The organism is Clostridium sp. LXY-7, assembly GCF_056172015.1.
In genome coordinates, this window is record NZ_JBLLJL010000001.1 from 385,542 (window position 1) to 398,625 (window position 13,084).

At 31.6% G+C, this 13,084-nt stretch carries 9 protein-coding genes; all 9 read left to right on the forward strand.

Translation table 11 applies throughout. The features are described 5' to 3' along the window. Positions 1-23: 23 nt before the first annotated feature. The gene (gene uvrB / locus ACI48Q_RS01955) at positions 24-2,003 is read left to right on the forward strand and encodes an excinuclease ABC subunit UvrB (RefSeq protein ID WP_474917360.1); all 1,980 of its coding nucleotides are present in this window, start codon (positions 24-26) and stop codon (positions 2,001-2,003) included. Between the two features lie 12 nt (positions 2,004-2,015). Continuing rightward, positions 2,016-4,841: an excinuclease ABC subunit UvrA gene (gene uvrA / locus ACI48Q_RS01960; RefSeq protein ID WP_474917361.1), complete on the forward strand. Its 2,826-nt coding sequence runs from the start codon at positions 2,016-2,018 to the stop codon at positions 4,839-4,841. Positions 4,842-4,947: 106 nt separating this feature from the next. Next, the gene (locus ACI48Q_RS01965) at positions 4,948-5,376 is read left to right on the forward strand and encodes an FHA domain-containing protein (protein ID WP_474917362.1); all 429 of its coding nucleotides are present in this window, start codon (positions 4,948-4,950) and stop codon (positions 5,374-5,376) included. A gap of 81 nt (positions 5,377-5,457) precedes the next feature. Continuing rightward, a complete protein-coding gene (locus tag ACI48Q_RS01970; protein ID WP_474917363.1) occupies positions 5,458-6,774 on the forward strand; it encodes an FtsW/RodA/SpoVE family cell cycle protein in 1,317 nt (438 codons plus the stop codon). Next, entirely contained in the window at positions 6,767-8,170 is a 1,404-nt protein-coding gene (locus ACI48Q_RS01975; protein WP_474917364.1) for a peptidoglycan D,D-transpeptidase FtsI family protein, read from the forward strand. The genes ACI48Q_RS01970 and ACI48Q_RS01975 overlap by 8 nt, the downstream gene beginning before the upstream one ends. A 311-nt stretch (positions 8,171-8,481) precedes the next feature. Continuing rightward, a complete protein-coding gene (locus ACI48Q_RS01980) occupies positions 8,482-9,084 on the forward strand; it encodes a metal-dependent hydrolase (RefSeq protein ID WP_474917365.1) in 603 nt (200 codons plus the stop codon). A 14-nt stretch (positions 9,085-9,098) separates the two neighbouring features. After that, positions 9,099-10,961, forward strand: a complete 1,863-nt coding sequence (gene uvrC, locus ACI48Q_RS01985) for an excinuclease ABC subunit UvrC (protein WP_474917366.1) — start codon at positions 9,099-9,101, stop codon at positions 10,959-10,961. Between the two features lie 10 nt (positions 10,962-10,971). After that, positions 10,972-11,694 carry a phosphatase gene (locus tag ACI48Q_RS01990; protein ID WP_474917367.1) on the forward strand — a complete coding sequence of 241 codons (723 nt, stop codon included), beginning with the start codon at positions 10,972-10,974 and terminating at the stop codon, positions 11,692-11,694. Between the two features lie 229 nt (positions 11,695-11,923). After that, the gene (gene murB, locus ACI48Q_RS01995) at positions 11,924-12,841 is read left to right on the forward strand and encodes a UDP-N-acetylmuramate dehydrogenase (RefSeq protein WP_474917368.1); all 918 of its coding nucleotides are present in this window, start codon (positions 11,924-11,926) and stop codon (positions 12,839-12,841) included. The last annotated feature ends 243 nt before the right edge of the window (positions 12,842-13,084 follow it).

A 13,084-nucleotide genomic window follows, 5' to 3' on the forward strand; every position in this document is an offset into this window, starting at 1 on the left:
TTTTGTATTTATGAGGTGAGTTTATGGAAGAATTCAAAATTCATTCCAAGTTTAAACCTACAGGAGATCAACCAGAAGCCATTGATAGTATTGTAAATGGGCTTATGGAGGATAAAAGATATCAAACACTTTTAGGGGTTACAGGTTCGGGAAAGACTTTTACTATGGCAAATATAATTGAAAGAGTTCAAAAACCAACTTTAATATTGGCTCATAATAAAACATTGGCAGCTCAGCTTTGTTCAGAGTTTAAAGAATTCTTTCCTGAAAACTCAGTAGAATATTTTGTATCTTATTATGATTATTATCAACCTGAAGCTTATGTAGCTCAGACAGATACTTTCATTGAGAAAGATGCATCTATAAATGATGAAATTGAAAAATTGAGACACTCTGCTACATCTGCACTTATAGAGAGAAAAGATGTAATAGTAGTTGCCTCTGTTTCCTGTATATATGGACTTGGAAATCCAGAAGAGTATAAAAAGCTTACAGTATCCTTAAGAGAAGGAATGGAAAAGGATAGGAATAAAGTTATAAATCAATTAGTTGATATTCAATATGAGAGAAATGATATAAACTTTGTAAGAGGTACCTTTAGAGTTAGGGGAGATGTACTAGATATATTTCCAGCTGCATCTACAAATAAGGGTATAAAAGTAGAGTTCTTTGGTGATGAGATAGATAGAATAAGAGAATTTGATGTACTTACAGGAGAAATATTAAAGGGTATGAAGCATGTATCTATATTTCCAGCGTCTCACTTTGCAACCTCGAAAGAAAGATTAGAAATAGCCATAAGACAGATAGAGAAAGAGCTTGAGGAAAGATTAGAAGAGTTAAAGGTTCAGGATAAGCTATTAGAGGCTCAGAGATTAAAGCAAAGAACTAACTTTGATATTGAAATGATGAGAGAGGTTGGATATTGCTCTGGTATAGAAAATTATTCTAGGATACTAGATGGAAGGGCCAAAGGAACACCACCACAAACTTTAATAGATTATTTTCCACAGGACTTTCTTTTATTTATAGATGAAAGTCATGTTACACTTCCTCAAACTAGGGCAATGTATGGTGGAGATAGATCGAGAAAAACTTCACTAGTAGAATATGGATTCAGATTACCCTCGGCTTATGATAATAGACCACTACAGTTTAATGAATTTGAAGATAAATTTAATCAAGTATTGTTTGTAAGTGCTACCCCTGGTCCATATGAAAATGACCACTCAGAGAATGTAGCAGAGCAGATAATAAGGCCTACTGGTCTATTGGATCCAGAGGTTATAATAAGACCTATAAAGGGTCAAATTGATGATTTATATAGTGAGATTAAAGCAACAATAGATAAGGGCTTTAGAATATTAGTAACTACTCTTACTAAAAAAATGGCTGAGGATTTAACTAAGTATTTTAAAGATATGGGAATTAAAATTACATATCTACATTCAGATATAGATACATTGGAAAGAATGAGAATAATAAGAGATTTAAGAAAAGGCGAATTTGATGTTTTAGTAGGGATAAACCTTCTAAGAGAGGGATTAGATATTCCAGAGGTTGCATTGGTTGCTATACTTGATGCAGATAAGGAAGGATTTTTAAGAAGTGAAACGTCTTTAATTCAAACTATAGGAAGAGCAGCCAGAAACTCTGAAAGTAGAGTTGTAATGTATGCAGATAATATGACTAGATCCATGGAAAAAGCTATTGGTGAGACTAATAGAAGAAGAAAGATACAGATGGATCACAATGAAGAAAATGGAATAATACCTCAGACAGTAATTAAAGACATAAGAGATGTCATTGAAATATCTACAGTGGCTGAGGAGAAAGCTAGTTATGATAGCTTTAATCCTGAGAGCATCAGTGAAGGTGAAGCAATTAAGATAATAGCTAAGTTAGAAAAGGAAATGAAACAAGCTGCAAAAGACCTACAATTTGAAAGAGCAGCTCAGTTAAGAGATGAAGTAATAAAGGTTAAAAAACAATTTAGATTATAGAGGGAGAAAAGAATGAGGAATAGCATTTTTATTAAAGGAGCAAAGGTACACAATCTCAAAAATGTAGATTTAGAAATACCAAGAGATAAATTTGTAGTATTTACGGGACTCTCAGGTTCAGGAAAATCTTCTTTAGCCTTTGACACGTTATATGCGGAAGGACAAAGAAGATATGTGGAGTCATTATCTGCTTATGCAAGACAGTTTTTAGGACAGATGAATAAACCAGATGTTGAATACATAGAAGGTTTATCTCCAGCAATATCAATAGATCAAAAGACTACTAGTAGAAATCCAAGATCTACTGTTGGAACAGTTACTGAGATATATGATTACTTAAGGCTTTTATATGCTAGGGTTGGAACTCCACATTGTCCTAAATGTGGAAAGGAGATAACTCAACAAACTGTAGACCAAATGGTGGATAAGGTAAAGGAATTACCTGAGAGGACTAAAATTCAAGTGTTAGCTCCTATAGTAAGAGGTAAAAAGGGAGAACACGTAAAGATTCTTGAAAATATTGTTAAGAATGGATATGTAAGAGCTAGAATAGATGGCGTAATAGTAGATTTAGGAGAAGAAGAAGTAAAACTTGAGAAAAATAAAAAACATACTATTGAAATAGTAATAGATAGAATTGTGGTAAAAGAGGGAATGGAAGCAAGACTTTCAGACTCTATAGAGACTTCTCTAAAGCTTGGAGAGGGCTTAATAATAGTAAATATTATAGATGGAGAAGACATACTATTTAGCGAGCATTTTGCCTGTGTAGATTGTGGAATAAGTATAGGGGAGATAGAGCCAAGGATGTTTTCATTTAACTCACCTTTTGGAAAGTGTGATAGTTGTGATGGACTTGGGACCCTTATGGAGATAGATGAGGACTTGGTAATTCCAGATAGAAGTAAATCTATTGAAAGGGGCGCCATATTAACTTTTGGAGATGGAAGTTTAAAGGAAGATTCATGGACTTATGCTATGCTTAAGTCTCTTGGAGAGAAATATGGTTTTACTTCCTCAACACCAATAGAAGAATTTAGTGATATAGCGCTTAATGCACTTTTATATGGAACTAATGGAGAAAGACTTAAAATAGAGTATACAAAGGAATTTAAAACAGGAGTTTATAACTATGCCTTTGAAGGGATTATAAATAATTTAAAAAGAAGATATATGGAAACTGCATCAGATTATATAAAAAAAGATATTGAGCAGTATATGAGTGATAATCCTTGTCCAAAATGTAGAGGAGCTAGACTTTCCAAAGAAGCATTATCAGTAACTGTGGGAGGAAAAAATATTTATGAATTTTGTATTCTTTCAATAATAGATGAAATAAAATTCATAAGGAGTCTAAATCTTTCTGAGAAAAATAAGTTTGTATCAGAGCAAATATTAAAAGAGATAATAAATAGGTTAGAATTTTTAAGAAACGTAGGATTGGATTATCTTAATTTAACTCGTTCAGCGGGAACTCTATCTGGTGGAGAAGCACAAAGAATTAGACTAGCTACACAAATAGGATCTAGTTTAATGGGAGTGCTATATATATTAGATGAACCGAGTATAGGGCTACATCAAAGGGATAATGATAAGCTTATTGAGACCTTGAAGCACTTAAGAGATTTAGGAAATACTCTTGTAGTAGTAGAGCATGATGAAGATACCATGAAAGCTGCTGACTTTATTGTAGATATAGGACCAGGTGCTGGAGAAAATGGCGGAGAAATTATAGCAGCAGGTCCAATAGATGAAATAGAGAAATGTGAAAGGTCTATAACAGGACAGTATTTGAGTGGGAAAAAGTCAATAGATGTTCCAGAGAGTTATAGAGAAATAGATGAAAATAAGACTATAACTATAAAAGGAGCCAAAGAAAATAATTTAAAAAATCTAACGGTGAAATTTCCATTAGGAGTATTTACTTCTATTAGTGGAGTATCTGGTTCAGGGAAGAGTACACTGGTAAATGAAGTGCTTTATAAAGGATTAAATAAACTAGTTAATAATTCAAGGAAGCTTCCTGGTAAACATGAAGAAATACTAGGTAGTGAAAACATAGATAAAATTATAAATATAGACCAAAGTCCTATAGGAAGAACTCCTAGAAGTAATCCAGCAACTTATACAGGAGTATTCGATTTAATAAGAGAAGTATTTTCAATGACAACGGAATCTAAATCTAGAGGATATAAGCAAGGACGGTTTAGTTTTAATGTTAAGGGCGGAAGATGTGAGGCATGTAAGGGTGATGGAATTATAAAAATAGAAATGCAATTTCTATCAGATGTATATGTGCCTTGTGAGGTATGTAAAGGAAAGAGATATAATAGAGAAACCCTAGAAGTAAAATACAAGGGGAAAACTATTGATGATGTGTTGAATATGACAGTTGAAGAAGGATTAAAATTTTTTGAGAATCATCTACGAATAGCTAATAAATTACAAACATTAATGGATGTAGGCTTATCTTATATAAGATTAGGCCAACCTTCCACTACTTTATCAGGAGGAGAGGCTCAGAGAATTAAACTTGCCTATGAATTATCAAAGAGAAGTACAGGAAGGACACTTTATATATTAGATGAACCTACTACAGGGCTTCACATTGATGATGTTAATAAACTAATAAAAATTCTTCAACGTTTGGTGGAAGGTGGAAACACTGTAATTGTTATTGAACATAATTTAGATGTAATAAAGTGTTCAGATTACGTCATAGATTTAGGACCTGAGGGAGGAGATAAAGGAGGAACTATAATTTGTACAGGGACTCCAAAACAAGTAGTAAACTGCTCTAAATCCTATACAGGACAGTATTTGAAAAAAATGATATAATTATTACAATAGTCAAGAACAATGATCAATACTCAATCGTAAATAGGTTCCAAAACCATTGAGGATTGATCATTGATATTTGATAATTGTTAAAGGAGATTAATTTATGGGTAGTTTTAGATTTGTACTTAATTTAGTAATTATAGCTGTAGTTTACTTCATAATATTCTATGCACTTAAGATTATGTATAAGGACACCAAGTCTGTTGGGAAAAGTAAGAAAAAAATTAAAAGAGCCGTTACAGGACTAGAGGTTATTGAATCAGGAGATAATAGCAACCTTAGAAGAGGTGGTGTAATACCTATTAGCGAAGAACTCACAATTGGGAGAAATAGTGAAAATATGGTGATTTTAGAGGATAAATATGTTTCTTCTCATCATACGAAAATTTTCTTAAGAAATAGTGAATATATTCTTGAGGATTTAGGAAGTACCAATGGAACTTTTATAAACAACCAAAAGGTTACTAATAGGGTTATTTTAGGCTCTGGAGATAAAATAAAAGTTGGAAGTGCTATTTTTAGGTTTATGTAATCAGATAAATATTAAAGAATAATTAGTGGATTATTATTTTATTTCAGATGACTAAACTATAGCTTTCGAAAGGATGAAGATATGAATACTATTAAAGATGAGAAAAGAGTACTTAGATTAACTTATTTGTTGGTAGTTACTCTATTTTTCAATGCAGCCATTTTAACACCAACCTTTGATAAAGGACCACTAATCATAGGCTTAATAATATGCGGTCTTCTTGCTTATTCTCATTTCATTATAAGAAAATTTTTTCCAGATGGAGATAAATATATTTTATTGTTTTCAAATATATTAGCAGTTATAGGTATAGCAATGATATATCGTTTAGATCTTCCTATTTCAGGAGGAAATTATATGGCAGAAGGTGCAAAAAGCTTTTTAGCTGCTAAGCAAATAATAATTTTTTCACTAGGTGTTGCTGCATTTATATTGATTGTTGTTATATTACCAGATTTAAAAACTTTTGATAAATATAAATATTTATATTTAATAATGACTATAGCATTTATGTCTATGGGTACTTTTTTGGGGAAAACAGTAGGTGGTGCTAAGAACTGGGTTAGCATACTTGGATATTCATTTCAACCTTCTGAATTTGGAAAGGTTACCTTGGTAGCATACTTAGCTTCGGCATTAAAAGACTATGGTAAGCCCTCTAAGTTTTCTAAGAAAATAGGAAGTAAAATTGGATTAAATGCTGAAAAACATTGTAAATATATATGCTTAATAGAGCCAGCCATAGTAGTTATGATAAGTTTGATATTCATGCTTCTTCAAACAGATTTGGGATCTGCCCTACTATTTTTTGCTATATCTCTTACTATGCTTTATATTGCTACTGCAAATTGGAAATATGTAATTACTGCATTGATATTATTTGTAGTAGGTGCTACAGCAGGATATTTTTTATTTTCACATGTCAGGGTAAGGGTAATGATTTGGCAAGATCCATGGAAATATGGTTATGACCAAGGGCTTCAAGTAGTTCAATCTCTTATTGCTATGGCAAATGGAGGATTTTTTGGAAAAGGTCTTGGAAATGGATATCCAAAGTATATTCCTGTAGTAGAATCTGATTTTATATTTGCAGCTATTTGCGAAGAGTTAGGTCTTCTTATAGGGTTTGCTATAATATTATTGCATCTTTTGTTATTTTATAGATGTATTAGAGCAGCAATTTATGCTAAGGACAATTTTTCTAAATTGTTGGCTGTTGGTTATAGTACTATGATAGTTTCACAGGTTCTCATTATAATTGGAGGAGTTACAGGTGCAATTCCACTTACGGGAATAACATTGCCCTTTGTTAGTTATGGTGGAAGCTCTATGCTTATAAGTTATTTTTCACTAGGAATAATACAAAAGATTTCGGAGGAGAGTAGTAGTTATGAATAATTTACAAAATAATATTAAAAAAGTAATGACAGTATTTCTATTACTTTTCTTAGCACTTATATCTTATATCAGCTATAATGCACTGTTTAAAAGTGAAATGGCAATAAATAGCGTATATAATAAGAGATTTCAGGCAGAAAGAGATAAAGTATTAAGAGGAACAATATATGATAAAAATATGAACCCTTTAACTAAAGGAGAAAAAACAGGTGAGTTCTCTCAAACAAGAGAATATCTAGGTGGAGAGGCATTGGCACATGTAGTTGGTTATTATGATATAAGGTATGGGATGAGTGGAATAGAGAAGAAATTTGATGAGCAGTTATCTGGGAAAACTTTAGGAATAAAAGACTTCTTTAACCCTAATAAGAAGGATAAGGTTGGAAATAATGTAGTTACTACATTAGACTTAGAACTTCAAAAAGCTGCTTATGATATATTAGGAGATAGAAAAGGATCTATCGTAGCTTTAAATCCTAAGACAGGAGAAGTATTAGCTATGGTTTCAAAACCAGGATTTAATCCTAATAATATTCAAGAGGACTGGGAACAGCTTTCTCAAAATCAAGATACTCCATTTTTAAATAGAGCAGTTTCTGGATTATATCCTCCCGGATCTACCTTTAAAATAGTAACTGGGACTAGTGCTCTTGAAAATATTACTGGAGTTGACTCAAAAACATTTAAGGATAATGGTAAAATACAGTTTAATGAAAGTGAATACCTAGAAAATTATAAAGGAAAAGCATTTGGAAATATTGACTTAGAAGAAGCTTTTTATAGGTCTAGCAATGTAGTTTTCGGAGAGTTAGCAATGGAATTAGGTTCTTCTTTAAGAGAAACTGCTGAGAAATTTTACTTTAATAAAGATATACAGTCAAGAACGCTAACAATTGATAGCAGTGTATTTCCAGACTATAAAAGTTATGAAAAAGGTAATATAGCTCAAAGTGGAATAGGTCAAAGTGGAGTATTAGCAAGTCCTATAGAGATGGCACTAATAGCTTCAGCTATATCAAATAATGGAGTTATGATGGAACCCAATGTAGTGAGTAAAATTATAGATAATGAAGGTAAAACTATTAAGAGTTATGAACCTAAAGAGCTAACTACAGTAACAACTTCAGAAAATGCAGAGCTGATTAAGAAATATATGAAATCAGTAGTAACAAAGGGTACAGGTACCAAGGCGAAGGTGTCTGGAGTAGATGTTTGTGGTAAGACAGGAACTGCAGATACAGATAGTGGCGATAAAATACCGCATTCTTGGTTTGTTGGGTTCGCGCCTTACGAAAATCCAGAAATAGCTTTTGCCATAATTTCAGAAGAGGGTGGAAACGATAGTTATAACGCAACCAACATGGCACAAAAATTAATGAAAGCATACTTTAAATAAAATGTGAAGCATTTTATTTAGGTAAGGGCAACCGTAGGTTGCAGGTAAGGAGTGCCTTTGGCACAGGTAAGGCGCTCGCTTCGCTCACAGGTGAAGGTAGCTTTTGCATAGGCAAAAGCAGTTATATTGCGACTTTGTTGCTTTAAAATATAAAATCAGCTTTGCTGATTTTCCACCTTTCCTGCAACCTTCGGTTGCTCCTTACCTGGCACAAAGTGACGCCTTACCACGAACGCAGTGAGTATTTACCTATGCCTACGGCACCTTTACCTAAAATAAAATGCTTCGTATTTTATTTAAAGGAGGACATCATGAAGGGTAAGACACATGGAACTATTGGAGCAGTAAGTTTTGTATATTTATGTAGTATATTGCCTGGGAAATTCAACTTAACTAATCTTATTTTTGCAATATTAGGGTCACTTTTACCAGATATAGATCACCATAAAAGTCTTATAAATAAATATTTATTACCTATCCGAAATGGATCTATGAGGGTATTTATATTTTTAACTTTAGGAATAATAGTTCTATATATTGACAGTTTTTTTACTGCATCTATTATGCTAAAGATAGTAGGTATTTCATTAATATTAATATCACTTTCGACCCATAGAACTGGCTTTACTCACAGTATATTTGGATTGATTATGTTTAATATTACCATTAGATTTTTGAGTAATCTATATAATTTTATTGACATTAATTTGTTTTTTACTATAGGATTTTTATTACATCTATTAGGTGATATGTGTACTAAAAGAGGTATTCCATTATTTTATCCACTTTCAAATAAGAAACATAAAATGTTTATTACATATTCAAGTGGTAAGCCATTAGGGAATTTTATAGAAGGAATTTTAATTATTCTTTCTATAGCTTATATTATATGTAAATTACCTACATTTTTTTAAAGAGGTGAGAAAATATGTTTGATTTTGAATTCCAGCTAAAAAATCTTCCTGATAATCCAGGAGTTTATATTATGAAAAATTCTTTAGGAGAAGTAATATATGTAGGTAAGGCTAAAAATCTTAAAAATAGAGTTAGACAATATTTTCAAAATTCTAAAAATCATAGTGAAAAAGTAAAAGCTATGGTTAAAAACATATCAGAATTTGAATACATAGTGACAGATTCAGAAATGGAAGCATTAATCTTAGAATGTAACTTAATAAAAAAGTATAGCCCTAAATATAACATATTATTAAAGGATGATAAATATTTTCCTTTTATTAAAATAACTAATGAAGAATTTCCGAGGGTAATAGTTACAAGAAACTATGCAAATGATTCAGCTAGGTATTTTGGGCCATATACCGATGGTACTGCAGTGTATGTGATTTATGATTTAATAAAGAAAATATTCCCACTTAGAACCTGTAGAAGAGTTATAAAGGAAGATGGGCCAAAGTCTAAAACTTGTCTCAACTATCATATAAAACTATGTAAAGGACCTTGTTATGGGTTAATATCAAAGAAAGATTATGGTAAAATTGTTGATGAAGTTGTAGATTTACTGACAGGAAAAGGCAAGGAAATTACAGAAAAGCTAAGAAGAGATATGGAAAAAGCCTCAGAAGAATTGGATTTTGAAGGTGCGGCCATATTGAGAGATAAACTATTAGCTATAGATAAGATAAATGAAAAGCAGAAAATAATAAGTAACAATTTTGAAAATGAAGATTTCATTGGAATAAGCCAAGACGAAAAGGACAGTTGTGTACAAATATTCTTTTTAAGAGATGGGAAAATTATAGGAAGAGAAGATTTCATACTAGATGATACAGGGGGAGAAGAACCGGGAGAAGTGATAGGTGACTTCATAAAGAATTTTTATAGTGGAACTGCCTTTATACCTAAAATTATATATGCAGAACATTGTGAAGATATAGAAATACTAGAGCAGTGGTTGTCTATGAAAAAAGCCTATAAGGTTACTATAAAAAACCCTCAAAAGGGAGAAAAGAAAAAAACTTTAGATATGGTGGGAAAGAATGCTTCTCATAGTCTAGAGATGTTTAAAATAAAACATAAAGTAGATAAAGAATTAAATGGTATAGCTTTAGGAGAGATACAAGAAGTATTGAATTTGGAGGAATTACCACATAGAATAGAGGCTTATGATATTTCTAATATCATGGGAATGGATTCAGTGGGAACTATGGTAGTATTTCAAGATGGAGTAGCTAAAAATAGCGACTATAGAAGATTTAAGATAAAATCTATAGAAGGTGCTGATGATTATGGTTCTATGAAAGAAATATTACAGAGAAGATTTAGCCATGGATTAGATGAATTAAAGAATATAGTAGAAAATAAGCTTGATTTTTCTTCAGGAAAGTTTTCTGTTTTCCCAGATCTAATAATGATGGATGGTGGGAAAGGACAGGTAAATATAGCTTTGGAAGTTCTTAAAAGTTTAAATATAGACATACCTGTATGTGGAATGGTAAAGGATGAAAAGCACAGAACTAGAGGGTTGATATATGACAACAAAGAAATAATGTTAAGACAGAATTCTAAAGGAATGCATCTAATTACGCGAATACAAGATGAGGTTCATAGGTTCGCTATAACCTATCATAGAACCTTAAGAGATAAACGAACTCTATATTCTATATTAGAAGAAATACCTAAAATAGGAGAAAAGAGAAGGAGAGAACTACTTAAAAAATTCGGAAGTATCGATAATATCAAAAAAGCCACTTATGAGGAACTAATGAGTACACCCTCTATGGATAGTAAATCTAGTGAAAGTGTTATAGAGTATTTTAGAAAGAATAGTTAGGAGGGATATTATGAAAAATGTTGTAGATGTACATACTCACACAATAGTTAGTGGTCATGCATATACTACACTTTTAGAAAATGTTAAAGAAGCTTCTCAAAAAGGAATGAAAGTTATAGGGGTATCAGACCATGGCCCAACTATGCCAGGAGGACCTCATATATTTCATTTTGCAAATATTAGAGTCATACCAAGAGAAATATATGGAGTAAAAATCTTAAGGGGATGTGAGGCTAATATTCTAGATTTTGATGGAAACTTAGATATTCCAGAAGATATACAGGAATCATTGGATTATATGATTGCAAGTTTACATAGACCATGCATTAAATCAGGTAATATAGAAGAAAATACAAGAGCACTTCTAAAAGTAATGGATAATCCAAATGTAATGATAATTGGACATCCAGGAAATAATCAATTCCCTATAGATTATGAGGCATTTGTAAAGAAAGCTAAGGAAAAAGACATAATAATAGAAATAAATAATAGTTCTTTTAGCGGATTTAGAGCTGGTTGTGAAAAAAATTGCTATAGAATTGCGGAGCTATGTAAGGAACATGGGGTTAAAATAATGTTTGGAAGTGATGCTCATACCTGCTTTAGTATAGGCGAATTTGAGGATGCAGAGAAACTTATACAGGATTTGAACATGCCAGAAGAATTAATAATGAATAATGATGAAGAGAAATTTATCAATTATTTAAGGAACAAGGGAAAAAGTATTGATTAATTATTGATATATATGCAATGATTAATTTAGGTATCTTCAAAAAAATAACTAGTCAGTCTAATGATTTATTTTGCGTGACACCGAGTCGACAAAACCTACTGAGAGCACCATTATAAATGAAATCTGTGGCTTGTCTTATGCAAACTATACTTTAAAATATTTGACTAGTTATTTTTCTTCAGATGCCTTATACTAAATATATATAGTAATAAATAGTAAGAGGTACAACATGAATCTGAACAAAAATATTGTAAATGAAATTATAACAATTGCAGGAAATGATAATGTTAAATTAAATGAACCGATGAAGAATCATACTTCTTTTAAAGTTGGAGGACCAGCAGATATGATGGTATTTCCAAATAGCTACGAATCTACTAAAAAAGTAATAGATTTTTGTAAAGCTAAGAATGTAAATTATTTTATACTTGGTAATGGATCTAATCTTTTAGTTAAAGATGGAGGTATAAGGGGAGTAGTAATTAAATTTGAAAAATTAAATGAAATTTTTGTAGAAGAAGATAAGATGATTGTTCAAAGTGGTGCTAGATTATGTGATGTAGCAAAACATGCTTTAAAAAATGGATTAAAAGGCTTTGAATTTGCGTCCGGTATACCTGGAAGTATAGGGGGAGCTACTGCTATGAATGCTGGGGCATATGATGGGGAAATGTCAAAGGTAGTTCATAGTGTACTTGTGATTAATGATAAGGGAGAACTAATAACTCTCTCCAAGGAAGAAATGGAATTTGAATATAGAATAAGTGCTATTTTAAAATATAATTATGTAGTTTTAGAGGTTACACTACAGTTGGAACAAGGGGATAAAACTGTAATAGGTGGAAGAATTGATGAATTAACCAAAAAAAGAAGTGATAGACAGCCTTTGGAATATGCATCTGCTGGAAGTACATTTAAGAGACCAGAAGGCTATTTTGCTGGAAAACTAATCCAAGATGCAGGACTAAAGGGAGTCCATGTTGGAGATGCTGAGGTGTCTGAAAAACATTCAGGCTTTATCATAAACAAAGGTAATGCTACTTCAAAGGATTTATTAGATTTAATTGAAGTAGTAAAAGCTAGAGTATATGAAAAATTTCAGGTTGAGTTACATACTGAAGTTAGAATAGTAGGTGAAGATAGCTAGAATAAAAATAGGGAGTAAAAACTTGGAATGTCAGGATGAATGAGATCTAATATAGGTACAGAAGAGCAGAATTGTAAATTTTAAAATTCACTAAAATTTATATTTGCTACTATATAATTAATAAAAGGCAACTAACCTTAAGGGTGGTTGTCTTTTTATTTGATATGTAAAAATTTACTTATTACACATTTATAGCATGCTTTATTGGAAATCAATTTATGATATAATATTAGATAATAGAAT